This is a genomic window from Brevibacterium sp. UCMA 11752, from assembly GCF_021532235.1.
In the GTDB taxonomy this organism is placed as follows: Bacteria; Actinomycetota; Actinomycetes; order Actinomycetales; family Brevibacteriaceae; genus Brevibacterium; species Brevibacterium antiquum.
On record NZ_JACBOS010000003.1, the window covers coordinates 2,291,876 to 2,317,417 of the forward strand.

The 25,542-nt window shown below is 64.3% G+C and carries 21 protein-coding genes; 19 read left to right on the forward strand and 2 right to left on the reverse strand.

Annotation, left to right across the window (positions count from 1 at the left end):
• Positions 1 to 87: 87 nt before the first annotated feature.
• The 15 genes from HU144_RS10295 to HU144_RS10365 all read left to right on the forward strand — a co-directional run bounded on the left by HU144_RS10295 (position 88) and on the right by HU144_RS10365 (position 16,225).
• Positions 88 to 711, forward strand: a complete 624-nt coding sequence (locus HU144_RS10295) for a hypothetical protein (protein WP_235351268.1) — start codon at positions 88 to 90, stop codon at positions 709 to 711.
• A complete protein-coding gene (locus tag HU144_RS10300) occupies positions 695 to 1,072 on the forward strand; it encodes a hypothetical protein (RefSeq protein WP_442862651.1) in 378 nt (125 codons plus the stop codon). Before HU144_RS10295 ends, HU144_RS10300 begins: the two co-directional genes overlap by 17 nt.
• Positions 1,073 to 1,145: 73 nt before the next feature.
• Positions 1,146 to 2,084 (forward strand): bifunctional riboflavin kinase/FAD synthetase, encoded by a 939-nt coding sequence (locus HU144_RS10305; protein ID WP_235351269.1) that lies wholly within the window; start codon positions 1,146 to 1,148, stop codon positions 2,082 to 2,084.
• 92 nt (positions 2,085 to 2,176) lie between these two features.
• A complete protein-coding gene (gene rpsO / locus HU144_RS10310) occupies positions 2,177 to 2,446 on the forward strand; it encodes a 30S ribosomal protein S15 (protein WP_009882989.1) in 270 nt (89 codons plus the stop codon).
• A gap of 417 nt (positions 2,447 to 2,863) precedes the next feature.
• Positions 2,864 to 5,083, forward strand: coding sequence for a polyribonucleotide nucleotidyltransferase (locus tag HU144_RS10315; RefSeq protein WP_235351270.1), 2,220 nt, complete (start codon positions 2,864 to 2,866; stop codon positions 5,081 to 5,083).
• Positions 5,084 to 5,151: 68 nt separating this feature from the next.
• Positions 5,152 to 6,405 carry a M16 family metallopeptidase gene (locus HU144_RS10320; RefSeq protein WP_235351271.1) on the forward strand — a complete coding sequence of 418 codons (1,254 nt, stop codon included), beginning with the start codon at positions 5,152 to 5,154 and terminating at the stop codon, positions 6,403 to 6,405.
• A gap of 119 nt (positions 6,406 to 6,524) precedes the next feature.
• Positions 6,525 to 7,166: a TetR family transcriptional regulator C-terminal domain-containing protein gene (locus tag HU144_RS10325; protein WP_235351272.1), complete on the forward strand. Its 642-nt coding sequence runs from the start codon at positions 6,525 to 6,527 to the stop codon at positions 7,164 to 7,166.
• A gap of 106 nt (positions 7,167 to 7,272) precedes the next feature.
• The gene (locus tag HU144_RS10330; protein ID WP_235351273.1) at positions 7,273 to 8,442 is read left to right on the forward strand and encodes a Glu/Leu/Phe/Val dehydrogenase dimerization domain-containing protein; all 1,170 of its coding nucleotides are present in this window, start codon (positions 7,273 to 7,275) and stop codon (positions 8,440 to 8,442) included.
• Between the two features lie 4 nt (positions 8,443 to 8,446).
• On the forward strand, positions 8,447 to 10,573 hold the full coding sequence (locus HU144_RS10335; protein ID WP_235351274.1) for an acetate--CoA ligase family protein: 2,127 nt from the start codon (positions 8,447 to 8,449) through the stop codon (positions 10,571 to 10,573).
• Complete coding sequence (locus tag HU144_RS10340) at positions 10,570 to 12,297, forward strand: thiamine pyrophosphate-binding protein (protein WP_235351275.1); 1,728 nt, start codon at positions 10,570 to 10,572, stop codon at positions 12,295 to 12,297. The genes HU144_RS10335 and HU144_RS10340 overlap by 4 nt, the downstream gene beginning before the upstream one ends.
• Complete coding sequence (locus HU144_RS10345) at positions 12,294 to 13,460, forward strand: acyl-CoA dehydrogenase family protein (RefSeq protein ID WP_235351276.1); 1,167 nt, start codon at positions 12,294 to 12,296, stop codon at positions 13,458 to 13,460. Before HU144_RS10340 ends, HU144_RS10345 begins: the two co-directional genes overlap by 4 nt.
• 196 nt (positions 13,461 to 13,656) lie before the next feature.
• Positions 13,657 to 14,283 (forward strand): superoxide dismutase, encoded by a 627-nt coding sequence (locus HU144_RS10350; protein ID WP_092107348.1) that lies wholly within the window; start codon positions 13,657 to 13,659, stop codon positions 14,281 to 14,283.
• Between the two features lie 121 nt (positions 14,284 to 14,404).
• Positions 14,405 to 14,977: a GNAT family N-acetyltransferase gene (locus tag HU144_RS10355; protein WP_235351277.1), complete on the forward strand. Its 573-nt coding sequence runs from the start codon at positions 14,405 to 14,407 to the stop codon at positions 14,975 to 14,977.
• Between the two features lie 40 nt (positions 14,978 to 15,017).
• Positions 15,018 to 15,767, forward strand: coding sequence for a 4-hydroxy-tetrahydrodipicolinate reductase (gene dapB, locus HU144_RS10360; protein WP_235351278.1), 750 nt, complete (start codon positions 15,018 to 15,020; stop codon positions 15,765 to 15,767).
• Positions 15,767 to 16,225 (forward strand): tetratricopeptide repeat protein, encoded by a 459-nt coding sequence (locus HU144_RS10365; protein WP_235351279.1) that lies wholly within the window; start codon positions 15,767 to 15,769, stop codon positions 16,223 to 16,225. Before dapB ends, HU144_RS10365 begins: the two co-directional genes overlap by 1 nt.
• Here the strand turns inward: HU144_RS10365 and HU144_RS10370 are convergent.
• Positions 16,188 to 17,483 (reverse strand): heparan-alpha-glucosaminide N-acetyltransferase domain-containing protein, encoded by a 1,296-nt coding sequence (locus tag HU144_RS10370; protein ID WP_235345713.1) that lies wholly within the window; start codon positions 17,481 to 17,483, stop codon positions 16,188 to 16,190. The two genes, HU144_RS10365 and HU144_RS10370, sit on opposite strands and share 38 nt — an antisense overlap.
• Positions 17,484 to 17,630: 147 nt before the next feature.
• Between HU144_RS10370 and HU144_RS10375 the strand changes: the two genes are divergently transcribed.
• The 4 genes from HU144_RS10375 to HU144_RS10390 all read left to right on the forward strand — a co-directional run bounded on the left by HU144_RS10375 (position 17,631) and on the right by HU144_RS10390 (position 23,189).
• A complete protein-coding gene (locus HU144_RS10375) occupies positions 17,631 to 19,628 on the forward strand; it encodes an NADH:flavin oxidoreductase (protein WP_235351280.1) in 1,998 nt (665 codons plus the stop codon).
• A gap of 22 nt (positions 19,629 to 19,650) precedes the next feature.
• Complete coding sequence (locus HU144_RS10380) at positions 19,651 to 20,418, forward strand: TetR/AcrR family transcriptional regulator (protein WP_235351281.1); 768 nt, start codon at positions 19,651 to 19,653, stop codon at positions 20,416 to 20,418.
• Between the two features lie 166 nt (positions 20,419 to 20,584).
• Positions 20,585 to 21,508: a 4-hydroxy-tetrahydrodipicolinate synthase gene (gene dapA / locus HU144_RS10385; protein WP_198398283.1), complete on the forward strand. Its 924-nt coding sequence runs from the start codon at positions 20,585 to 20,587 to the stop codon at positions 21,506 to 21,508.
• A 34-nt stretch (positions 21,509 to 21,542) separates the two neighbouring features.
• Positions 21,543 to 23,189 (forward strand): ribonuclease J, encoded by a 1,647-nt coding sequence (locus HU144_RS10390; protein WP_198398311.1) that lies wholly within the window; start codon positions 21,543 to 21,545, stop codon positions 23,187 to 23,189.
• A gap of 185 nt (positions 23,190 to 23,374) precedes the next feature.
• On the opposite strand, the gene HU144_RS10395 is transcribed toward HU144_RS10390, so the two are convergent.
• The gene (locus HU144_RS10395; RefSeq protein ID WP_328284285.1) at positions 23,375 to 25,351 is read right to left on the reverse strand and encodes an L-lactate permease; all 1,977 of its coding nucleotides are present in this window, start codon (positions 25,349 to 25,351) and stop codon (positions 23,375 to 23,377) included.
• Positions 25,352 to 25,542: the final 191 nt, after the last annotated feature.

Genomic DNA, 25,542 nt, shown 5'->3' on the forward strand with positions numbered 1-25,542 from the left:
CTTCGGGCAACACAACGTAATCGCTTGTATTTGATAGATACAACTGAAACGGTTGTCTATCGTGGTGGACTTTGGTGTACTTGAGTCATGTACGTCATGACCATCGACCAGCGAGGATCTCGTGAGCGCACCGATGAGGTGCCCGGGTTGCTCGACATTCTGGCCCGCGTTGAGACCCAGCGGGGCTTCGAGCGCACGATCGGCGATGAGGTACAGGGCGTTCTCGACTCACCCGAACAGGTGACTCTGGCCGTCCGTCTGCTGGCCGCACGAACCGGGTGGCATATCGGAATCGGCATCGGCCCGGTCGACACCCCATTGCCGGCTTCCACCGCCGAGGGCAGGGGGGAGGCCTTCTACGCGGCCAGGCGCGCGGTCGAGGCGGCAAAGGGTGCACCCGCTCATCTTGTCGTCGACCCGGAGACAGCGCACTCGAGCCTGGCTGAAAGCGCTCTGCGCCTGGTGGTCTGGACGTTCGAGAACATCCGGTCCCAGTCTCGGCGCTACATCGACCGCAGGCTCGACCATCCCGACTCCACTCAGCACGACATCGCTGAACACTTCGACGTCTCCCAGCAGGCTGTGTCCAGGGTGCTCTCCCCGGGCGGTGTGGAACTCATCGAGGGTGCCTGCGCACTGTCGACCTTTCACCTGGCCCATGCAGGAGAGACCGGGGACAGCGACTCTCAGGCAGGTGACCATGTGGTTTGACGTACTCATCGCTGCTATTGCGGCGATCGTGTCCGCAGCAGGTGGCTACCTGCTCGTTCCGCTGTTCCTGCGTATGACCCACGACGGGCCCGGCTCGAAACCTCGGCGTACCGGCAGCGAGGACATCGAAGTCCTGCGCGGCGGAATGTGGATCGGCATCGTCGAGCGCGCACTCATCGCCGGAGCCATTGTGCTGGGGAGGCCCGAACTCATGGCCGTCGTCGTCGCAGTCAAAGGGCTCGGGCGCTTCGCGGAGATCAAATCCTCGGCGGCCGCGGGCGAGCGATTCATCATCGGAACGTTCCTCTCCATCGCAATCGCATCCCTGGTCGGCGTGATCGGCTGGGCCATCATCTCCTGAGGCGTGCGTGGGTTAGCACGTGAGAACATCTCTGCGATAACCTGAGTCGGTGCACGGAAGGAGCAAGCGTCGAGTGGAGCTTTATCACGGACTGAATGAGGTCGGGACCGACGATGTCGGCACCGTCGTGACCCTGGGCAACTTCGATGGGGTCCACCGCGGTCACCAGACTGTTCTCCAAGCCGTAGCGGCACTGGCCAGCGAGCGATCACTGCGCTCCGTGGCCATGACCTTCGACCCGCACCCGCGCACAGTCCACCGCCCTGATGAGCCGACGCTGATGATCACGAGCACCGAGCAGAAGGCCGATTTCATCGCGGACACCGGCATCGACGCCCTGTTCGTCCAGCACTACGACCTCGACTTCGCGGCCCAGAGCGCCGAGGAGTTCGTGCGCACCTACTTCGTTGAGGCCCTGCGCTGTGAGATCGTCGTCGTCGGTGATGATGTGCGCTTCGGCAAGGACAACGAAGGCACCATCGAGACCCTGCGCCACCTCGGCGAGAAATACGGATTCCGGACCGAGACGATCGAAGAGGTCGGACGCGGGGGACGGTACTCCTCCTCGCGGATCCGGGAACAGATCGTCGGCGGAGATGTCGCCGAGGCTGCTGATCAGTTGGGTCGTTACCACCGGGTCGAAGGGTCCGTCGTCCACGGCGACGCCCGCGGTCGCGATCTCGGATTCCCGACCGCGAACCTGTCCGAAGATGCCGCAGGCCTCATTCCCGCCGATGGTGTCTATGCCGGGTGGGCGACATTCTCCGAAGAGGATCAGGCATACCCCGCAGCCATATCGGTGGGCACCAACCCCACGTTCGAAGGCAGCGTTCGACGGGTCGAGGCGCATGTCCTCGATAAGGAGTTCGGCGAATTCGACGTCTACGGCAGGCACATGACCCTCGAGTTCGTCTCACGCATCCGTGGGCAGGTGACGTTCACCGGCATGGACGAGCTCGTCGTGAAGATGCACGAGGACATTGCCGATGTGCGCGAGGTGCTCCACACCTGATAAACTGAACCTTGCCGTTTTCACCGGCCGCGGTTCGATAGTGCTGAGACTGACAGGTCTCGGCGCCGCGCAACGATCAAAAGGAGAAGTCCATGGCTCTCAGTACTGCTGAAAAGCAAGAAGTCATCAAGGAATATGCAACTCACGAGGGCGACACCGGTTCTCCCGAGGTTCAGGTTGCGCTGCTGACCCGCCGGATCACCGAGCTCACCGAACACTTCAAGGATCACAAGCACGACCACCACTCGCGTCGTGGCCTGCTGCTCCTCGTCGGCCAGCGCCGCCGGATGCTCAAGTACTTGCAGCGCGTCGAGATCGAGCGCTACCGCTCGCTCATCAAGCGCCTGGGCCTGCGTCGCTGAGACCAGCCCCATGACATTGAGTGCGACTCGGACGAACTGACACAGACTCGAACGAGACACCTCAGACGAAACGAAGCGTCCTGCATCATGCAGGGCGCTTCTTCGTCTTTCCCGGCAGCTCGACTGCCCGTGGCATGCCGGAGACTGCCCATGGCATGCCCGGGTGGAATGCGAGGCAATGGCTCACAGGGGCAACTGCGGTAGACTTCAACGTGGACAACCATGCCATGGACGTTTCGGTCCTCGGTAGTGGCTTCCGGAAGAGCACGCATGCGCATGCTGATTCCGTGGGCCCCGATCGATGACCGGCTTGGATCCATGGGGTTGTCCGAGCCAATATCCACCGGATCGACGCGGGCTTTTTTCGCCTTCATTCTTCGAAGGTGTCCGCGTACCGGTTACAAACAAGGAGATTACGTGGGACTCAACCCTGAATCCGCCGTAGCGCACATTGACAATGGCAGCTATGGTTCACACACCATCCGCTTCGAAACAGGACGGCTTGCACAGCAGGCCGCCGGTTCTGCCGTCGCCTACCTCGACGACGAAACCATGCTGTTCTCGGCCACCTCGGCGGGCAAGAACCCCCGTGAGGGCTTCGACTTCTTCCCTCTGACCGTCGACGTCGAAGAGCGCATGTACGCCGCGGGTCGCATCCCCGGTTCGTTCTTCCGCCGTGAAGGACGCCCCTCGACCGACGCGGTCCTCACCTGCCGCCTCATCGACCGCCCTCTGCGCCCCTCCTTCGTGAAGGGACTGCGCAACGAGGTTCAGGTCGTCGTCACAGTGATGTCGATCCACCCCGACCACATCTACGATGCACTGGCCATCAACGCGGCCTCGATGTCGACTCAGCTCTCCGGACTGCCCTTCTCCGGCCCCATCGGCGGCGTGCGCATCGCACTCATCGACGGCCAGTGGGTTGCCTTCCCGAACCACTCGCAGCTCGACGACGCCGTCTTCAACATGGTCGTCGCCGGCCGTGTCGTCGGTGACGACGTTGCGATCATGATGGTCGAGGCAGAAGCCACCGACAACGCCATCGACCGCATCAAGACCGGTGCCCCCGCACCCACCGAAGAGGTCGTGGCCGAGGGACTCGAAGCCGCGAAGCCCTTCATCAGCGAACTCTGCCGTGCGCAGCAGGAGCTGGCGGACAGCGCTGCCAAGCCCACCGTCGAATTCCCTGTCTTCAAGGACTACCAGGACGACGTCTACGAGGCTGTGCGCGAACTCGCCGAAGCCAAGCAGACCGAGAACTTCCAGATCGCTGACAAGCAGGAACGCGAAGCAGCAGGCGAAGTTCTGCTGTCTGAGCTCTTCGACAAGCTCGGCGAACGCTTCGCCGGCCGCGAGAAGGAAATCGCCGGTGCCCTCAACGCACTGACCAAGCAGGTTGTGCGCAAGCGCATCCTCACCGAGCAGATCCGCATCGACGGTCGCGGTCTCAAGGACATCCGTCCGCTGACCGCCGAGACCAACGTCATCCCACGCGCTCACGGCTCGGCCATCTTCGAGCGCGGAGAGACCCAGATTCTCGGTGTCACCACGCTGAACATGCTCAAGCTCGAGCAGCACATCGACTCTCTGTCGCCTGTGACGACGAAGCGCTACATGCACCACTACAACTTCCCGCCCTACTCGGTCGGAGAAACCGGTCGTGTTGGCAGCCCGAAGCGCCGCGAGATCGGACACGGTGCATTGGCTGAACGTGCACTCGTGCCGGTTCTGCCCAAGCGCGAGGACTTCCCCTACGCCATCCGCGAAGTATCAGAGGCACTCGGATCCAACGGTTCGACCTCGATGGGTTCGGTCTGCGCATCGACTCTGGCCATGCTCTCGGCTGGTGTGCCGCTGCAGGCTCCCGTCGCAGGCATCGCCATGGGACTCGTCTCCGACGTCATCTCCACCGACACCGGTGACCAGACCGCATACGCGGCACTGACCGACATCCTCGGTGCCGAAGACGCCTTCGGCGACATGGACTTCAAGGTTGCCGGTACGCGTGACTTCATCACTGCGATCCAGCTCGACACCAAGCTCGACGGCCTTCCCGCCTCGGTGCTCGGTGCCGCCCTCAAGCAGGCGCAGGAAGCCCGCATGGTCATCCTCGACGTCATCGCCGAGGCTATCGACGCTCCGGCAGAGATGGCTCCGACTGCTCCGCGCATCATCTCGGTGAACATCCCGGTCGACAAGATCGGCGAGGTCATCGGACCCAAGGGCAAGATGATCAACCAGATGCAGGAAGACACCGGCGCTGACATCAGCATCGAAGACGACGGAACCGTCCTCATCGGTGCCGCCGACGGAGCAGCCGCAGAGGCCGCCCGCTCGATGATCAACGCCATCGCCAACCCGCAGGTGCCCGAAGTCGGCGAACGCTACCTCGGAACCGTCGTGAAGACGATGAGCTTCGGCGCATTCGTCTCCCTGACACCGGGCAAGGACGGCCTGCTGCACATCTCCGAGCTGCGTAAGCTCAACGATGGCAAGCGCGTCGAGGACGTCGAAGACGTCGTCGGAGTCGGCCAGAAGGTCCAGGTCGAGATCACGAAGATCGACGACCGCGGCAAGCTGTCACTCTCGCCTGTCAGCGACGATGACGATGAAGCAGAAGAGGAATCAGACAACTGATACTCAAAGATTCTCACACCGGGGAGGGCAGCCGAATCGATCGGTCTGTCCTCCCCGGTGGTTTGACAGTGACCACCGAACACATGCCCGGACTGGCGTCGGAGACCATCGGCATCTGGGTCGCGGCAGGTTCGCGTGACGAATCGACCGAGACCGCCGGATCGACCCATTTCCTCGAACACATGCTCTTCAAGGGAACGCCGACGAAGGACGCGAAGACGATCGCGGCAGCCTTCGACCGGACCGGGGGAGACTCCAACGCGATCACAGCCAAGGAGCTCACCTGCTACTACTCGCGCTGCCTGGTCACGGACCTGTCGGACATCACCTCGCTGCTCGTCGACATGGTGTCGAACTCGAACCTGGACGCCGAGGAGTTCGAGCGCGAACGCGGCGTCATCATCGAAGAGCTGGCGATGTCTGCCGACGACCCCGGTGACGTCCTGTTCGATGACTTCGACGAGCTCATCTTCGGCGACCACCCATTGGCACGTCCGGTGGGGGCGACCAAGGACCAGATCCGCGTGCTGGGTCATCACACACTCCTCGAGCACCATTCGACGACCTATGTTCCCCCGCGTCTGGTCATCGCCGCAGCCGGCGGAGCCACCCACGAGGAAGTCCTGGGCATGGTCGATGACGCATTAGCTCAGGCCGGTGTCGGCTCACAGGCCGGCTCACACACCTGGGACAGCCCCGCCGCGACAGCAGGCCGGGTGCCCGACCGCAGCGCACGTGAGGTGCCGACGTTCAATTCGGGCCGCTCACACACGGTCAAAGACACCGAACAGCTGGGAATCCTGCTCGGCTGCGAGGGTCTGGAAGAGGGCCATCCGGATCGCTTCGTCTATTCGGTGCTGCTGACGATGCTCGGCGGAGGAATGTCCTCCCGACTCTTCCAGAGCGTGCGCGAAGAACGCGGTCTCGCCTACGCCGTCAACTGCATGGCGAGCCAGTTCACCGACTTCGGAACGTTCGGCATCTACGCCGGCTGCACACCGGAGAACGGGCAGGCCGTCGTCGACCTGGCACTGGCCGAATGGGACCGTCTGGCGCAGGAGGTGCCAAGTCGCACCGAGTTGGATGCGATCGTCTCCCAGCTCTCGGGTTCGATGGTCCTCGGACTCGAGTCCTCGGCCGCACGCATGAATCGACTGGCCCGATCGGAGATCTTCGGAATCCCACTCGAATCTCCGCTGGACCTCATCGAACGCGTCCGATCGGTCACGGCTGAGCAGGTGTCGACGATGGCAGGAGACCTCATGGCTCGCCCGAAGTCGCTGTCCCTCGTGGGGCCCCAGGCCGACGTCGTCCTGCGCTGAGGTTGAGATGACGCCAGCCTGAGGCGATGCCCGCAGGCCCCGAACCATGAGCATCTAGAATGGCTGTACAACAAGATTCTTGTTGTACGGCCAGTTCTGTCTGTGTGGGGGAGAGATTCATGCCGCGAAAGAGTGCATCGGTCCGCCGGGAGGAGATTCTGGCCGCGACCGTGGAGGAGATCGAGAGCACGGGCCTGCGCACCCTCCGAGTCGCCGATGTGGCGCAACGGCTGGGGCTGAGCCCGAGCCTGGTGATCTACCACTTCGTGACGAAGGAGGCACTCGTCGCTGCAGCCTTCGCACACGCCGGGGAGAACGACCTCTATCGCGCGCGTCGACTCGCCGCGACACGGAAGCCGGCAGCGCAGCGGCTCAGAGACGTCGTCCAGTGGTACATGCCGTCAGGCTCGACGAGGAGCTGGAAGATCTGGATCGACGGGTGGTCTGCCGGACTCTTCGACGATGGGGTGAAGTCGACGTTCTCCAGCCTCGACCGAGAGTGGAAGACAATACTGTCCGAGCTCATCGTCGCTGGACTCGAGGCGAAGGAATTCCGATTCAGCCACGCTCGAGAAGCCACGGAGGCGTCGGCGAACGGGCCCACTGGCGCCACCGTTTCAGAGATGGCCGATGACTGCGCCACGAGGATCCTCGCGTACCTCGACGGGCTCGCGGTCCAACTCATCTTCAACCCCGAATCCGTGACGCCTGCGACCCTGGCGAACTGGGTCGATGCCTTCGTCGCGCGCGAATTGGACTGAGCTTCGCACTTACCCCGAATCGCTCTTGACGCGGCAGGCCTCCGACGGTCAGACTGATGGTCTGAAGCTAACTGAATGGCGGTTCAGTAAAATTATGGGGAGCAACATGTTCATGGACATCACATGGCAGGATCCGGTCACCGGCGCACACGGTTTCGTCGTCATCGACACGCTGGTGAGGGGAACCGCTTCGGGCGGTCTGCGAATGCGTCAGGGATGCACCCTCGAAGAGGTGCGGGGACTGGCTCAGGGGATGACGCGCAAGGAGGCGATCCATCTGCGGCCGGGCCGGCACTACGTTCCCGTCGGCGGCGCGAAGGGCGGCATCGACTTCGACCCACGTGCCCCCGGAGCCAGAGACATCCTCGAACGCTTCCTCGTCGCCATGAACCCGATCATGCGCGCCTACTGGGCCCTCGGCGAAGACCTGGGCGTGCGCCAAAGCGATATCGACGACATCCTCGCACAACGTGAGCTCGGAAGCGGGCTGGCAGCCGTCGAGAAACTGCTCACAGACCCGCAAGCCGCCACAGAGCGAGCCGCGACGGCCTTCTCCACGATTGTCGACGGTGTGGGACAGGACGAACTCGTCGGTGGACTCGGAGTGGCCACCTCGGTGATCGCTGCACTCGAAGCCGAGGGGAGAGACCCGGCCAACTCGAGCGCAGTGATCCAAGGATTCGGATCGATGGGCGGCGCGAGCGCCCGGTTCCTCGCCGAGGCGGGGGTGGCCATCCTCGGCATCGCTGATGCCGATGGGTTCGTGTCCAACCCGGCCGGCCTCGACGTCGAGGCCCTGCTGGCGACACGGGATCCCTTCGGCGGCATCGACCGGGCCGCACTGCGGCCCGAGGATCTGGACGGTGACCGTGGAGACTGGCTGGCCGCCGACTGTGATGTGCTGGTCCCCGCCGCTGTCAGCTACGCGATCACGCCTGAGAACTGCGAGACCATCACCGCCGGGCTCATCGTCGAGGCCGCGAACATGCCCGTCCTGCCTGAGGCCGAAGACCGTCTGCAGGCTCGCGGTGTCACAGTCGTTCCCGATTTCCTGGCGAACTCTGCGACGAATGCATGGTGGTGGTGGGTGACGTTCGGTGATGTCGATGGCAGTTGGGAGACCAGCAGGTCGATCGTGACGAAGACTCTGCGCGATCTCACGACACAAGTGCTGGGCGATGCCGGCCGGCAGCACATCACCCCCAGGCAGGCAGCGCAGGCGAGGGTCGACGCGAACCTCGAAGCCCTCCGGGCCGACTCGATGGCAGATCGCTAGAACCATGAACCGGTTCTTCGACCCCGGCAGCGTCGCCATCCTCGGAGCCTCGAACGACCCGGCGAAATGGGGGTTCTGGCTCTCCGCAGGTGCGCTGCAAGGCACCGGCAGGCGTCGGGTCTACCTCATCAATTCCCGAGTCGCCTCAATCCAGTCCGAGCCCACGTTCGCGAGTTTCGCTGACCTGCCGGAAGCCCCGGAACTTCTGGTCATATCGATCCCAGGCACGGGGGTTGCGGCCGTGGTGGACGAGGCGCTTGCCGCTGGCGTGACGGCCTTCCTCATCATCTCGTCCAGGGTTCCCGGCGCCGCCGAGCTGGCAGAGCGCATCGTGTCTGCGGGGGCACGTCTCATCGGGCCCTCATCCTTGGGCGTCGTCGATTCGGGCAACGACCTCCTTCTGGCCTGGGGGAACTTCACCCCAGGCTCTCTGGCCGTGGTGACGCAGAGCGGTCAATTGGGAACGGAGATCGCCACCCTCTCCGCGCGCAGCGGACTCGGAATCTCACGTTTCGCCTCCATCGGCGGACAGTCCGATGTCCGGGCAGCAGAGATCTTGAACACACTCGTCGACGATGCCGACACCACACAGGTCGTTCTCTACCTCGAATCCTTCACCGGCGGCAGTGCCCTGGTCTCGGCCATGCAGGCACTGCGCGCGGCCGGAAAACCCACGATGATCCTCACCACGGGCCAATCGGACGCCGGCGCCAGGCTCGCGAAATCGCACACCGGATCACTCACCTCGGCGATGGACACGGTCGATGCCGCCTGCCGCGCCGCCGGTGCGATCCGACTCTCGACACCCGGTGAGGCGGTCGAACTCGCCGGTTTCCTCGCCACCTCGTGGCTGCCTGCAGGGAAGCGGATCGCCATCATCTCCGACTCCGGCGGACAGGGCGCGATCGCGGCAGACCGAGCCGAATCCCACGGACTGCGCGTCAACGTCCTCGACGCCGCCACCAGTGACCGCATCGCAGAACACCTGCCGCAGGCCGGGCACATCGACAACCCGATCGACCTCGACGGGGCAGGGGAGGCGGACCTGTCGGTGCATTCGCGTCTCGTCGCTGAGCTCCTCGCCGATGAGGCCATCGACGCAGTCATCCTCAGCGGATACTTCGGCTGCTACGGCGAGGACATCCCCTCTCTCCTCGACGCAGAACTGGCCGAGGTGGGGCAGCTGGGCGACACCGTACGCTCGCACCGCAAGCCGCTCATCGTCCACTCGATGAGCGCCGATTCGCCCGCCGTCGCCGCGCTGTGGGAGAACTCGATACCCGTCTACACCTCGATCGAATCGGTCATGCGCGTCGTCGCCGGAGCAAGCTTCTACGCCTCACACGCCGGGCGCATCACCGAAGCTCTGGAACGCTCGGGTCCGGTCACCCCCTGGGGGACCGGCTACACGGCGGCGCGGGACACGATCTCGGCAGCTGGGGTGCCGGTGCCGCAGGCTCTGACCGTGAGGCGCGGAACCGAACTCGCCGAGGCGATGGCCAGTTCGGACCTGACTCCGCCGTTCGTGCTCAAAGCCGGTTGGCCCGCACACAAAACGGAACTCGGGGCGATCGCGCTGGGCCTCAGCGATGCCACAGCCCTCGAACACGCCTATACGGAGATGGTGGTCCGCCTCGGCGAGGGCGAGTACATCGTCGAGGAGATGGACACCCGCGGTGAGGCCGTCGAAATCCTCGTCGGTGGCCGACAGGACGAGAACTTCGGGCCCATCGTGATGGTGGGAGCCGGAGGAACCGAGACCGAACTCTACGGCGACACCTGGCTCGAGCTGGCACCGGTGACGCATGCGGAAGCACTCGACATGGTGTCCCGACTGACATGCTATCGGCTGCTCACCGGGTGGCGTGGACGGCGTCCGGCGGACCTTGACGAACTGGCCGAGATCATCGTCTCGGTCTCCCGTCTGGTCGCTGGCAGCAATGAGATCCAAGAGGTCGAGATCAACCCGGTGCGCGTCACCCCCGATGGAGCGCTCGCCGTCGATGCACTCGTCGTGACCAACCGAGACGAGGAGGACGATGGCAGCACCGATGACGACAGCGACAGCAGTGGAATCACTGACAGCCCCGACAGCGACGATGATGGCAATGGCGATAAGGAGTCACGATGACAGAGGAACAGTCAGAGATCACAGGCGGTGCACACCTGGCCCGGGCGCTGACAGCCGAGGGAATCACACGAGTCTTCGGAATCCCCGGCACCCACAACCTTGAGATCTTCGCCCAGTTGGCGGCCGAGGGCATCGACATCGTCTCACCTCGCCACGAACAGGGAGCCGGGTACATGGCCGACGGTGCGGCCCGCGTCACCGGCGCGGTGCAGGTCGTCGTCACGACGACGGGACCGGCGGTGTTCAACGCGCTGACCGCGCTGCTGCAGTCCTTCACCGATTCGGTTCCAGTCCTGCTCATCAGCCCCGGCATGCCGCTGACCCACCCGGGACGCGGCAACGGACTCCTCCACGAGGTCCGCAACCAGAGCCAGGCGATCGAAGCAGTCCTCGGTGACAGCCATCGGGTGACAAGCCCCGGTGAGGTGTCCCTGGCAATCGGACAGGCCCTGTCGCGCATGCGCACAGGGCGCGCTCGCCCCGCCTACATCGAGATCCCCCTCGACCTCATCGAAGCAACTGGTCCCGGTTGGGCCCACCCTGCGGTGGCCCGTCCCCATCCGAGCCCCGAGCCCTCGGCAATCAAGTCCGCCGCCGAGGCGCTGGCAGACTCCCAGCGTCCCCTCCTCATCGTCGGGGCCGGGGCCCGCAGTGCCGGAGTCGAGATCGAAGAGCTCTCCCGGGTGCTCGGGGCCGGGGTCATCCTGTCCTCGAACGCGAAGGGCACGATCGACGATGAGTTCGAGAACAACCTCGGCGCCATCGGAGTCCTCGAAGTCCTGCCGGAGGTGCTCAGTGCTGCCGATGCTGTGGTGGCCATCGGCACTGAACTGGCTCCCAGCGATTTCTGGCCCGAACCGATGCCGCTGCCGCACACGGTTGTGCGCATCGACCTCGACGAGGTGCAGATGCTGCGCAATGCCCGCGTCACCCACCCCATCCCAGCCGATGCCACGGACGCGACGATCGCGTTGACGCACCAACTGCACCAGACCAGGTCGACCAGCCGCTCACGGGCCGCAGTCGAGTGGCTGCGCGGCTGGCAGGACACGATCACGGCCGCAGCCAAGGATGAAGGAGCACCCTGGGCGCAGCTGTGCGGCGGGCTCAACGACTACACCACCTCGGCGATATCACCGGTCATCGTCGCCGCGGATTCCACGATGTGCTGTTACTACGGTGTGCAGACCGGATGGATGGCACGCCGAGGTGATCGCTTCCTCTACCCGGCAGGCGCCGGAACCCTGGGGTACGGTCTGCCCGCAGGAATCGGTGCGAAACTCGCCGTGCCCGCAGCCAGGGTCGTGGCGATCGAGGGCGACGGGGGAGCGATGTTCACGATCGCCGAACTCGCCGCGGCAGTGCAGGCGCGAGTATCACTGTCACTCATCATCGTCGACAACGGCGGGTACGGGGAGATCCGCAACGAGATGGCCGACCGCGGCGATACCCCTGCGGGAGTGGAACTGCTGGGACCCGACTTCCCGGCCCTGGCTCAGTCGATGGGCGCTCGCGGTCTCCACGTCGAGACCCAGGAGCAGCTGGCGACGGCACTGCAGCAGGCCGAGGACTTCGCCGGACCCACCCTCATCCACATGACCGAGGACTCCCGCGCGGCTACGGACATGCTGGGTGCGGCCCGGCAGGCACAGAGTTCGCACGAGTCGACACAGAGTTCGCATGAGACGACACAGAGTTCGCACGAGAAGAAGGACCTGACATGAGCTATACACCCTGGCCGCTGAGTGATGAGCAGAACGACATCATCGAGCTCTGCGCCACCTTCGCCAAGGACAAGATCCGACCCGCAGGCCCCGGCGTCGACGAAGCGGACACCGAGTCCCCGGTGGAGCTGTTCCGCGAGGCGGCACGCGTGGGCATCACCGACTTCATGATCCCCGAGCAGTACGGGGGCGGCGGCTTCACCGACGTCTTCACCCAATGCCTCGTCCAAGAGCAGCTGTGCTTCGGGGACCCAGGCATCGGCAACCTGCTGTGCTCCAACGGCTTCTTCGCCGATCCGATCCTGGCACTGGGTACCGAAGAGCAGAAGGAGACCTGGCTGCGTCCCCTGACCGGACCAGACCCGGTCTTCACGGCTCTGGCAACGACCGAACCGGGTTCTGGATCCGACTCCGCCTCGATCACCACCAGGGCAGAGGCTGTTGACGGCGGTTACCTGCTCAACGGGCAGAAGGTCTGGATCTCGAACGCCGGACTCGCCGAGGGCTATGTGGTCTTCGCCAAGACCGATCCTGCGCAGCGCTCACGTGGGGTCACCGCCTTCCTCCTGCCCAGGGAAACCGAGGGTATGGAGTTCGGGGCCCCGATGAAGAAGATGGGCCAGCGGGCGATCGTGTGCAGGGAGATCTTCTTCTCCGACGCGTTCGTGCCGACCCACAACCGCCTCGGCGAGGAGGGGCAGGGCTTCTACGGGCTGATGCGCACCTTCGACATCTCCCGTGTGGTCCTCGGTGCGGCAGCGCTGGGCACAGCCAGAGCAGCCTACGAATACGCCCGCGACTATGCGCGTGAGCGCACACAGTTCGGCAAAACGATCATCGAACATCAGTCCGTGGCCTTCCGGCTGGCAGACATGTCGGCGCGCATCGATGCCGCCTGGCTGCAGGTCCTCAACGCGGCCCGGATGATCGATGCCGGTGACGGCGTGGAGCGGGAGAAGGTCACCGCCGCGGCGGCCATGGCGAAGCTGGGTGCCTCGGAGACGGCGATGTTCTGCACCTGGGCCGGAGTCCAGACCTTGGGCGGGTGGGGCTATTCGCGAGAGCATCCGGTTGAGCAGTGGATGCGGGATGCGAAACTCGAGGAGATCGAGGAAGGCACCTCAGACATCATGCGGCTGCTCATCTCACGAAATCTGCCCTGAACCGGGGGCGTTGCCCCGCTGTTGGGCGTATGGCGTGTGGATGCATTCGTGCGGTGCCGCGATCTTTTCCGAGGTCACTTGGCGTCATCTGGAATAGTCCTCACGATTACCGTGTTGTTCGAGATGAGACCCTGCTATAGGGTCGAAATGAAGCCGCCGACTCTGGCGGACATCAATTCTCTTCAGGAGGAATTTCATGGCTGAGCAGTACGTCCTTCCGGAACTGCCCTACGACTACTCCGCACTTGAGCCGCACATCTCGGCTCGCATCATGGAGCTGCACCACGACAAGCACCACGCAACCTACGTCAAGGGAGCCAACACCGCCGTTGAGCAGTTGGCTGAAGCCCGCGAAAGCGGCAACCTCGCCAACGTGCCGAAGCTGACGCGCGACCTCGCGTTCAACCTCGGCGGACACGTCAACCACTCGATCTTCTGGAACAACATGTCTCCAGACGGTGGCGACAAGCCCGTCGGCGAACTCGCAGCAGCCATCGACGACCAGTTCGGCTCCTTCGACAAGTTCCGTGAGCACTTCACCACGGCAGCCACCACGATCCAGGGCTCCGGCTGGGCCGTGCTCGTCTACGATCAGCTCGGTGGAAACCTCTTCATCGAACAGCTCAAGGACCAGCAGTCGGACATCCAGCTCGGCGGAACCCCGGTTCTCCAGCTCGATATGTGGGAGCACGCCTTCTACCTCGACTACCAGAACGTCAAGCCTGACTACGTCAAGGCCTGGTGGAACATCGTGAACTGGGCAGATGCAGGCGCACGCTTCGACCGCGCCGTGGCTCAGACCAAGGGACTCCTGCTCGGCTGATAGCCGTACAGACCCAGAAACGGCGGCTCCGACCCATCGCGGCGGGGCCGTCGTTTTCGTATCCGGGGACTGGCCTGCAGACCGCGACAGGTTGCACCCGAGTCCTCGTTAAGCTGTGGCCATGGCCGAATTCCTCAGACGCTGGCGCCGCGATGATGTGAGTGCTCTCGCCGACATCTATGCCCGAGCCGATACCGACCTTTTCAACAACATCCCCGACGACCGCTCACCAGCAGGTGCGAAGGCATGGCTCGATAGGATCCGAAGTGCCGAGGACGAGGGGACCGCGGCGGCCTACGCAATCGTGGCCGCTGACCTGTCTCCGGTCGGCAATGTCATGGCAACAGCCATCGAGCAGCGCCATTCGACGGCCTGGATCTCCTACTGGCTCGAACCCAGTGTTCGCGGGCACGGACTGGCCGCGGCCGGAGTGCGCAGCCTCATTGACCATCTCCATGACGAACTGGACGTCTATCGCCTGGAACTGGGATACCGCGTGGACAATCCCGCATCGGGCGCAGTCGCCAAGAGCGCAGGATTTGCAGTCGAGGGCAGAGAACGCGAACGCCTTCTCTACGCGGGGGTCCGGTTCGACACCGAGGTGTGTGCCCGCCTGCGCGGAGATCAACGAGCCTCGGGTCGTCGACTGCCGATCACGTCACCTGATGACGGTGGCAGCGCCGTGAGTCGTTAGACTGGCCTGCGGAGATCGTCGAGCAAGGAGTTACGAACTTATGAATGCGATTCGGGTAGCCGTCATCGGAGCACAGGGCCGCATGGGCGCCCACGCTGTCGACGCCATCACCGAGGCCGAGGGCCTCGAACTCGTTGCGAGCCTGGGCAGCAGCGACTCCCTGGAGAGTCTGCTCGAGAAGAGCGTCGACGTTGCGGTCGAACTCACGGTTCCCGCCTCGACGGAGGCCAACGTGCGCTTCCTCGTCGAGCACGACATCGACACCGTGGTCGGAACGACCGGCTGGGACGCTGAGAAGCTGTCCGGTCTCGAAGAGCTCCTGGCCAAGCATGCGGAGACCGCTGTGCTCATCGCCCCGAACTTCTCGATCGGCGCGGTCCTGGCCATGCGCTTCGCTGAGCTGGCCGCACCGTACTTCGACTCCGCCGAGGTGGTCGAGATCCACCACCCGCGCAAGCTCGACGCTCCATCGGGAACGGCCAACCACACTGCGCAGCGAATCGCGGCAGCCCGGAACGATGCCGGCCTGCCTCCGGTACCTGATGCCACCGAAATCGATCCCAACGGTGCTCGCGGCGCAGTCGTCGACGGCATCCACGTGCACGCGATCCGACAGCAGGGCATGACAGCCTCGGAGGAGATCCACTTCGGTTCCAGCGGCGAGGCCCTGACGATCCGGACGGACTCACACTCCACCTCGGCGTTCATGCCGGGAATCGTCACCGCAGTGCGGTCGATCTCCGACTACACCGGCCTTCTGCACGGCCTCGAGAATATGCTCGACCTCTGATGTCCAAAGGCAAGGTCGGGGCGATCGTCGTCTCAGTGGCGCTCGTCTTCTACTTCATCCTCATGGGGCATCGAGCCTGGGTTCTGGTCAGGGAACCCGATCTGATTCCACGACTGATGGGCATCGCCCTCTTCATCCTGCCGCTCATCGGAGCCTGGACGCTGATCGTCGAACTCATGTTCGGTGCCCGGACCGAGAAGTTGGCGCGCATCCTCAAATCAGAGGGTGGGCTGCCCGTCGATGATCTTCCGCGAACTCCGGGCGGGAGGATCATCCGCGAATCCGCCGACGAAGCCTTCGGCCAGTACCAGGCCGAGGCAGAGGCGACACCCGAGGACTGGCGCTCATGGTTCCGCCTCTCCTGTGCCTACGACGCGTGCGGAGATCGCAAGCGCGCCCGATCAACGATGCGCAAGGCCGTCACGATGCATCGGGCGGGTGTGAAGCAGAATTCCTAGCCGGCCCGGGCCCCGGAACCGGCGACGCGGATCGGATGATCGCCGCGACCCCACCCTCAAGCGGGCCATGGGCGCCGATCGCCAGCTTCCACATCAGAGCGAAGCCGATGAACACGAGAGCATGCAGACCGAACTCGACGGCCTGCGGTGACATCGCCTCACCACCGAGCATCGGATTGGCCTCGATCCAGGGACGAGTGATCTCGAGCAGGACGACATGGGCGGAGTACACGCTCAAGGGCATTGAGCCGGGAGCCGTCAACGGCGCCAGCACCCAGGTGCTGCGCCCCAGCAGCATCGCCAGCGACTGACAGACGACGATGGTCGTCAGCGCGGTCCCGGCCGTGGACAGCAGGTCGAAGGGCGTGCCTGAGTGCGGGCCCGCGATCGCCAGCCACCACCACGACGTCGTCGGCGTCACCCCATAGCTGCCGGTGAACAGCGCCGCATTGAGATCGGTCCCATACAGCTCGGACACCCGAACCAGCACAGGACCGCCTCCAGCGAAGTTGATGAGCAGCCAGGAGACTCCCTTGCCGACGAGAAACAGTCCCAGACCGGCGGCAAAGAGAGACATGAGGTGCCTGCCGATATCGACCTTCGCGACCGCCATCCCCAACAGGATGTAGGACAGCCACTGCAGAATCGGGTAATAGCCGGTGAGCACCAGGTCGTGGAGCATCGTCCCAGGGGTCGCGAAATCGAACCATGACATCGACGAATACATCGGCTCCAGGCCGAACTGGCTGCGGACGAGCATCGAGAGCACAGGACTGAGGACCATCCAGGCACCGGCGATGACGAAGAGTGTGCTGGCCCGCAGGCGCAGGAACAGCATCGCAATCGCGAACATGACCCCGTAGTTGACGAGGATGACAGCCAGCAGCGACGAGATCGACCCCAGGCACAGTCCGATGATGACGATCGCTCCCGCCCGGATGAGCACACTGGGCACGGCATCGCGCAGACGTCCCGAAGCTGCCATCCGCGAACGCGTCGAGAGTACCAGCGAACAGCCGGCCAGGACCGCGAACAGTGCCGAGGCACGCCCCGCGAACACAGCTGCCCAGGTCGGGAGGCCCTCGGGATCGGACAAGGCGAAGATGTGCGTGACCATCATCGCGAACAGGGCGATTCCGCGAGCGGCGTCGAGGCCGATGAGTCGGCCGGCGGGGCTCAGGCGATCACGGACCGTTGTCCTGTCATCAGTCGTTGTGCTGCCAGCAGTCGCCGAGGTGGGGGAGCGGTGTGAGCTCATGCCTCGATTCTCACATGGTCAGGCACATCCCGGTTGTACTGAGTCGAGCACTTGGGTGTTCTGAACCGAGCATGGGCCTTCCACAGTTATTCATACCGTGATATGAATTACCTGTCAGGACCCACCCCGCATGCATCAAGGACGATCATGTCTTCACTGTTCCCTCACCTCTTCGAACCCATCACGCTGGGCGCGAAGACCATTCGCAACCGGATCGTGTCCTCGGGCCACGACACCGTACTCGACGACCACGGGATGATCGGCGACGATCTTGTCGCCTATCACGAAGAGCGCGCCAGGGGCGGCTGCGGTCTCATCGTCCTCCAGGTCTCAGGCGTCCACGAGACCGCCCGTTACACGAACCATGTGCTCATGGCCACCGACGATTCCTCGGTGCCCGGATACCGGGCCGTCGCCGAGGCGGTCCACCGTCACGGTGCCACCATCTTCGCTCAGCTCTTCCACCCGGGACGCGAGGTCATGGACGGCGAGCGTGGCATGGCACCTCGCGCCGTGGCTCCCAGCGACGAACCGCAGGAGAGGTTCAAGGTCGTCCCCGAGGCATTGAGCACCTCCGCGATCAAGGACATCATCGCCGGGTATGCCACCGCCGCGAAGCGCATCGCCGACTCCGGCATCGACGGCGTCGAGATCGTGGCCAGCCATGGGTACCTGCCCATTCAGTTCTTCAACCCGCGAGTGAACACGCGCACCGATGAATACGGAGGCAGCCCGGCCAATCGTCGTCGTTTCCTCGCCGAGGTGGTCGCCGGGGTTCGCGAAGCGGTGGGCCCAGACGTCGTGGTGGGCCTGAGGATCTCGGGCGAGGAGAAGACCGAGGACGGTCTGGTCGCCACCGAAGTGCTCGACCTCATCGGCCACCTCGACGCGATGAAGGTCGCGCGTGGATCCGGTGAGCAGATGGACTGCCTCGACTACTTCTCGATCACCGCCGGAGACTCATCGACCCTGCAGGGTGCGGTGCACATCGTCCCCTCGATGCAGATCGATCCGGCCTATGCCGCGACCCTGTCCGAACAGGTCAAGAAGATCACCGACCGACCGGTGATGGTCGCCGGACGGATCAACCAGCCCCACGAAGCAGAGAAGGCCATCGCCGAAGGCCGCACCGACATGGCGATCATGACCCGGGCGATGATCTGCGACCCGGCCATCGCCAACAAGGCCCAGGACGACGCGGTGGACGAGATCCGAGCCTGCATCGGCTGCAACCAGGCCTGCATCGGGCACTTCCAGATGGGCGTGCCCATCTCGTGCATCCAATATCCCGAATCGGGTCGGGAGTTGACGTTCCTGCCTCGGCCAAGGGTGAGGACCCGACGTCGAGTGCTCGTCATCGGGGGAGGCCCCGCCGGGCTCAAGGCGGCAGCGGTGGCAGCCGAACAGGGCGATGACGTCGTCCTCTGCGAACGCGAGTCCCACCTCGGCGGGGCCGTGCTGCTGGCGCAGGAGCTGCCCTACCGGTCCGAATTCGGGGGAGCGGCGACGAACCTGAGCGCCGAGGCGCGACGCGCAGGAGTCGACATTCGAACGTCGACGCCCGTGACCCAGCAGATGCTGGCCGAGGTTGCCCCCGATCACGTGATCGTCGCGACGGGCGCCAAGGCGCGTATGCCACGACTTGAGGTCGACGATGAGGCTTTCGTCATCGGTGCCCGCGACTATCTGAGCGCCCAGCCGAGTCTGCCTTCAGGCCGTGTGCTCGTCGCCGACTGGAAGGGCGATTGGATCGGTCTGGGCATCGCCCTGCGCTTGGCCGAAGCCCGCGTACCGGTGACACTGGCGACTGCGGCGAACTTCGCCGGAGCCGCAATCCAGCAGTACACGCGCACACTGCTCATGTCCCAGGCTCTGCGGGCGGGAGTCGATTTCCTCAACGACGCCCGCCTCGTCGGAGTCGATGCGTCGACCGGCTACCTGCAGTCGACGCTGTGTGAGATCGTCCACGAGGTCGACGGCGTGGCGGCGACTATCGTCTCCGGCGCACCGCAGTCCGTGACCCCAGATCTCGATTTCGGGTCCGCGAGCGTTCGCACGATCGGGGATGCCGTGGCACCGCGGACCGTCGAGGAAGCCGTCTTCGAGGGACTGCAGGCCGCGAGCAGGTTGGCGGGCGTCTCGTGAGCATCGTGAGATCGGCCATCTCGTGAGCCCGCGTCCTCAGCACTCCGCGGCAGAGGTCGCGTCCAGGCGCAGCGCCATCGTCGAATCCGCCCTTGACCAGATTGCCCAGCACGGTCCGGAAGCCGTGCGGATGAAGGACATCGCCGAGGCAGCTGAGCTGTCCGTGGGTACTCTGCAGTACTACTTCGGGTCCCGGGAGTCTCTGCTCGACCATGCCTTCTCGACCCACGGCAGCAGTGTCGTCGACGCCATCGCGGGCCTCACCCAGGAGCAGGGGACAGCGTGGGACAGGCTGCAGTCGAGTCTGCGCGCCGTCCCGAGGATCGGTGACCTGCAGCGGCGCTCGCAGGTGTGGATCGAACTCGTCGCCGCCTCGCCCCGCAACGAGTTCCTGCGGGGTTCGGTCGACGCGATCTTCGACACATGGAGTGCCCACTTCCGGGCGCTGATCGCCAGCGGCATCGACGACGGGAGTTTCCGGCCGCACGCCGATGTGGATCTCATCGTCGACACTCTCATCGCGGTCATCGACGGCTTCGATGTCGGTGTGGCCGCCGGTCGCAGTGCCCCGACGCCCGATCGGATCGCGGCATCCCTCGAACTCACCGCCAGAAGCCTGCTGGGCGTCGACGAAAGGGCCGGAGCCGATGTCGCTGCCGCCGGCTCTGCCGCTGCTGCCGCCGGCTCTGCCGCTGCTGCCGCCGGCGCTGCTGCCGCCGGCGCTGCTGCCGCTGGCAGCGCCGCAGCCGGTGCAGGGGACAGTACAGGGGCCAGCGCCCGGTCGGTGTGATCTGTCTCTCGTGGTCTCACTGCCTTGTACGGTCCCAGCTGAATGCCGCGTCCGCCGCCGATGAGCGGCATACGGCCACGGGTGACAGACGGCGATAGGGAAATGCACTGGTGGCGCGCGGATGGCCACTGCCGCAGTCATGAGCTGTGCGCGGTATCCTTTTCGTATGGCGATTCTCGGTGACAGCGCAGCAGCCGCTGCAATTGATGCGTTCGGTACGGTCGGCACGGCGATGGTGACGCCGTTCAAGGACGACGGAACCATTGATTATCCTGCCGTGGAGAAGGTTGCGAACCACCTTGTCGACCTCGGCAACAACATGCTCGTGGTGTCCGGAACCACCGGCGAATCACCGACGACGACCGATGATGAGAAGATCGAACTGCTCAAGGTCGTCCGCGGTGTCATCGGCAACCGGGCGAAGATCATTGCGGGTACCGGCAACAACGTCACCTCGCACACCATCGATCTGTCCAAGCGCTCGGCCGAGGCCGGTGCGGATGGAATCCTCATCGTCACGCCCTACTATTCGAAGCCGACACAGCCGGCCATTGCCGCCCACATGCGCGCAGCAGCCGACTCCACCGACCTTCCCGTCATGCTCTATGACATCCCGGGACGATCGGGCGTGCCGATTCGGACGGAGACTCTCCTCGAGTTGGCCGATCACCCCAACATCCTCGCGGTCAAGGACGCCAAGGGCGACCTCTTCGCCTCGGCGCAGGTGATGAACCGCAGCTCGCTCGTCTACTACTCGGGTGAGGATGCGCTCAACCTTCCGCTGCTGGCTCTCGGCGCCCTCGGTGTCGTCTCCGTGGCGGGCCATGTCTGCACACCGCGGTTCGCTGACATGGTCGACGCCGTGGCGAACAACGACCTCACCACCGCCCGCGCGATTGCCCATGAAACGGCAGACATGGTCGACGCGCTCATGAACCACATGCCGGGAGTCATCTCGGCCAAGGCCGCACTACAGGCCCAAGGAATACTTGACAACCGCGGTACGCGAATGCCGCTGCTCCCAGCAGATGACGAGCAGATGGCCCTCGTGACCGCCCAATTGACCAGGAGTGGTTACCTCAGTGAATAATGCATTGACTCAAGAACTGAAACTTCCGCCGAAGATGGACCCGGAAGCCGTCCGCATCGTGGCGCTCGGCGGCCTCGGCGAAGTCGGCCGCAACATGACCGTGTTCGAGTACCACGGCAAGCTGCTCATCGTCGACTGCGGCGTCCTCTTCCCGGAGGAGGACCAGCCCGGCGTTGACCTCATCCTCCCCGACTTCGCGTACCTCGACGATCGCCTCGACGACATCGTCGGCCTCGTCCTCACCCACGGGCACGAAGACCACATCGGAGCCGTGCCCTACCTGCTGCGCCGCAAGGCCGATATCCCGATCCTCGGTTCGAACCTGACGATCGCTCTCATCGAGGCCAAGCTCAAGGAACACCGGATCAAGCCGATCACCCGCGTGGTCAAAGAGAACGACCTCGATCAACTCGGTCCCTTCGACCTCGAGTTCGTCGCCGTCAACCACTCGATTCCCGACGCTCTCGCGGTCTTCATCCGCACCGGCGCGGGCAATATCCTCCACACCGGCGACTTCAAGATGGACCAGCTCCCGCTCGACGGCCGGATCACGGACCTGCGCGCCTTCGCCCGCCTCGGCGAGGAAGGCGTCGACCTGTTCATGACGGACTCGACGAACGCCGAGGTCCCCGGATTCACCGCTCTGGAGAAGGACATCGGGCCGGTTCTCGAGAACCTCTTCGGCCACGCCGAGCGCCGGATCATCGTCGCCTCGTTCTCCTCGCACATCCACCGCGTCCAGCAGGTGCTCAACGCCGCAGACGCACACGGCCGCAAGGTCGCACTCGTCGGCCGGTCGATGGTGCGCAACATGAAGATCGCCGAGGACCTCGGATACCTCGAGGTTCCCCGCGGTGCTCTCATCGACATCAAAGAGGTCGACAAACTCCCCGATGACCAGGTCGTGCTCATGTGCACCGGTTCGCAGGGCGAGCCGATGGCGGCCCTGTCACGCATGGCCAACCGCAGCCACCGCGTCGAGGTGGGCGACGGCGACACCGTCATCCTCGCCTCCTCACTCATCCCCGGCAACGAGAACTCCGTGTTCAAGGTCATCAACGGGCTGATGAAGCTGGGCGCCAACGTCATCTCCAAGGCCGACGCCAAGATCCACGTGTCCGGACACGCCTCCGGCGGCGAGCTGCTCTACTGCTACAACATCGTCCAGCCCCGCGGCGTCATGCCCGTCCACGGCGAATGGCGACACATGCTGGCCAACGCCAGGCACGCCGAGGCGACCGGAGTGAACCCGGACAACATCGTCCTCGCCGACGACGGTTGGGTCGTCGACCTCAAGGACGGCCACGCCGAGGTTGTAGGCGCAGTCGACTGCAACTTCGTCTTCGTCGACGGCTCCTCAGTCGGTGAGATCACCGAGGCGGACCTCAAGGACCGTCTCGTGCTCTCCGGCGAAGGCTTCGTCACGATCTTCATGGCCATCAACAGCCAGTCCAAGTCCCTCATCGCCGGGCCCGAGATCCACGCCCGCGGTGTAGCCGAGTCCGATTCTGTCTTCGACTCGATCATGCCGAAGGTCACGAAGGCCGTCGAAGATGCACTCAAGGACGGCAACACCGACCAGTACCAGCTGCAGCAGGTCGTACGTCGCACTGTGGGACGCTGGGCGTCCTCGAAGCTGCGTCGCAAGCCGATGATCGTCCCCATGGTCGTCATCGTCTGAGTTCGTTCGACACAGTTGATTCGACAGAGTTCGTTCGCCAAAGCACACACAGACCGACCGCCGCGCACCGCCTCGGCGACTGTCGAGTCTTCTTCAGATACCTGAACCTGCAAAAGCTCCCCACATGTGGGGAGCTTTTGCAGGTTCAGGGTGCCGATGCGGTGAAATGGCGGCGTGCCGATGCCTCAGGACTCTGAGGACTGTGCCTCTGAGGACTGGGCCTTCGGCGTCGGAGTCGCCTTCTTCGCAGGCCGTGGTTCCGTCGTGGCCACGAGCTCCTTGCCCGGCGATCTCCGGGCAAGAAGGACGGTCGCGATCAGGCCCACGAGCACCGCTCCGAAGACCACGGTTCCGGCGTTGAACCCGAGTCCATTGATGCCGATGAATGCCAGGGCACCGGCGGTGAGTGAATAGACGAGCATCGGGATGGAGGTGCGCCTGATGAGCTCGCCCTCGCGTCCGATGAGACCGACCGTGGCAGAGGCGGCCACGACATTGTGGACGGCGACCATATTCCCTGCTGCACCACCCACAGCCTGAGCGGCAACGACCGTTTCAGGACTGGCCGCCCCGATCGCCGTTCCGGTGGAGAACTGGAACTGCGAGAACATGATGTTCGAGACCGTGTTCGAACCGGCGACGAATGCGCCCAGGGCTCCGACGAAGGGGGCCAACAGCGGCCAGCCGCTGCCCACCGTGCTCGCGGCCGCCTCGGCGAGGGTGACCGGCATCGAGTCCAGGCCGGAGGCGTTGTAGTCGCTGCCGGAGTTGATGAACACACGCACCAGGGGCAGCGAGCACAGCAGCGCCACGGCGGCACCGGCGATCTGCGAACCTGCGATCTTCCACGAACCGGCGATCTGCGAACCGGTCATCCGGTGAATCAGGTAGGTGCAGAGGCAGGCGATGACGAAGATGAAGCCCGGGGACCACAGGAAATCCATATCCGAACTGATTGCGGTGCCGAAGATCTCCTTGATATTGATGACGGCAGGCCCGGTGAGGAATTCCTTGACCGGGGGCACATTGCGAGTGACGAGCAGGAGCGCGACCACGATGAGATAGGGCGACCACGCTCGGATCATCGACATCTTCTTCGTCAGCTCCGCTGCCTCATCGGCCGGGTCCACAGTGCCCATCCAGTGCTTGGGCCACATCTCGCGTGGGGCGAAGTCCCAGTTCTTCTTCGGCATGAGGAATCCGGACTTGCTGGCGGTGACGACGATCGCCAATCCGACGAGACCGCCGATGAGCGAGGGGAATTCGGGACCGAGCAGATTTGCCACCAGGAGGTAGGGCACGATCATGGCCAGGGCCGAGAAGATGGCGAACGGAGCGATCGCCAGGCCGTCGGCGAAGCGCCTGGTGCGACCGAAGAATCCTGTGAGCATGCAGGACAGCAGCAGCGGGATGAGAATTCCGCAGATGGCGTGCATGAGAGCGACCTGGGTGGCTGTGTGGGCGATGAATTCTGACTGGCTGAGACCGAGTTCGGAGGCTCTGGCCGCAACATCGGCAGACATGCTGCCGTCTTCCTTCGACAGCCCGGTGCCGATTCCGACGACCATGGGTGTTCCCACAGCGCCGAAGCTCACCGGTGTGGACTGGATGATGAGACCGGCGAGGACCGCGGCGATGGCTGGGAAGCCGAGGGCGAGCAGCAGCGGGGCGACCACCGCGGCGGGAGTGCCGAAGCCTGCCGCTCCTTCGATGAAGGAACCGAAGAGCCAGGCGATGATGATGACCTGGACGCGTCGGTCGGGAGAGATCGAGACGAAGCCGGCGCGGATCGTCTGGATCGCGCCCGAGCGCGTGACGGTGGCCAGCAGCAGGAGGGCTCCGAAGACGATCCACAGCAGCCCGATGGCGGTGAGCAGTCCTTGCACCACCGAAGCGCTGATCGTCACCCAGTCGATCTGCCACGCGAAGTTTGCAACCAGGGCCGCTGCGACCAGGCCGATCGGCATCGCATACTTCGCGGGCCAGCGAAATCCGATGAGCAGGATGCCTGCCAGGAGAATGGGGGCGAGCGCCAGAAGCGCTGCGACAGCGAGGTTGTCCATCGTGAATCCGATCCGCGGCGTCGTTGCCGCTTGGTCGAGGAGTCCGACCCGGCGCCTCTGATCGATTGACCAGCAGACGATATGGTGCAGACTCTGCAAACGAAGTACCTTCGTTCATCGTGCCTGGTGGTGTGTTGTACCGTCAAGGGACCCGCCAGTCTCACCTCGAGGGAAGCGTTTGACGAGAGGTGCATCACCTCCTATTCTTTTCGTTGTGTGAACAATAAATTTCACGATGTGAAAGTTTCGCAGCCTAAACCCCGCTGCCAGCAATACGCAACGCACCCCTC

Coding starts and splice junctions, on each gene's coding strand:
- HU144_RS10295 (WP_235351268.1), top strand. CDS start 88: ATGTACGTCATGACCATCGACCAGCGAGGATCTCGTGAGCGCACCGAT.
- rpsO (WP_009882989.1), top strand. CDS start 2,177: ATGGCTCTCAGTACTGCTGAAAAGCAAGAAGTCATCAAGGAATATGCA.
- HU144_RS10325 (WP_235351272.1), top strand. CDS start 6,525: ATGCCGCGAAAGAGTGCATCGGTCCGCCGGGAGGAGATTCTGGCCGCG.
- HU144_RS10330 (WP_235351273.1), top strand. CDS start 7,273: ATGTTCATGGACATCACATGGCAGGATCCGGTCACCGGCGCACACGGT.
- HU144_RS10335 (WP_235351274.1), top strand. CDS start 8,447: ATGAACCGGTTCTTCGACCCCGGCAGCGTCGCCATCCTCGGAGCCTCG.
- HU144_RS10340 (WP_235351275.1), top strand. CDS start 10,570: ATGACAGAGGAACAGTCAGAGATCACAGGCGGTGCACACCTGGCCCGG.
- HU144_RS10345 (WP_235351276.1), top strand. CDS start 12,294: ATGAGCTATACACCCTGGCCGCTGAGTGATGAGCAGAACGACATCATC.
- HU144_RS10350 (WP_092107348.1), top strand. CDS start 13,657: ATGGCTGAGCAGTACGTCCTTCCGGAACTGCCCTACGACTACTCCGCA.
- HU144_RS10355 (WP_235351277.1), top strand. CDS start 14,405: ATGGCCGAATTCCTCAGACGCTGGCGCCGCGATGATGTGAGTGCTCTC.
- dapB (WP_235351278.1), top strand. CDS start 15,018: ATGAATGCGATTCGGGTAGCCGTCATCGGAGCACAGGGCCGCATGGGC.
- HU144_RS10365 (WP_235351279.1), top strand. CDS start 15,767: ATGTCCAAAGGCAAGGTCGGGGCGATCGTCGTCTCAGTGGCGCTCGTC.
- HU144_RS10370 (WP_235345713.1), bottom strand. CDS start 17,483: ATGAGCTCACACCGCTCCCCCACCTCGGCGACTGCTGGCAGCACAACG.
- HU144_RS10375 (WP_235351280.1), top strand. CDS start 17,631: ATGTCTTCACTGTTCCCTCACCTCTTCGAACCCATCACGCTGGGCGCG.
- dapA (WP_198398283.1), top strand. CDS start 20,585: ATGGCGATTCTCGGTGACAGCGCAGCAGCCGCTGCAATTGATGCGTTC.
- HU144_RS10390 (WP_198398311.1), top strand. CDS start 21,543: ATGGACCCGGAAGCCGTCCGCATCGTGGCGCTCGGCGGCCTCGGCGAA.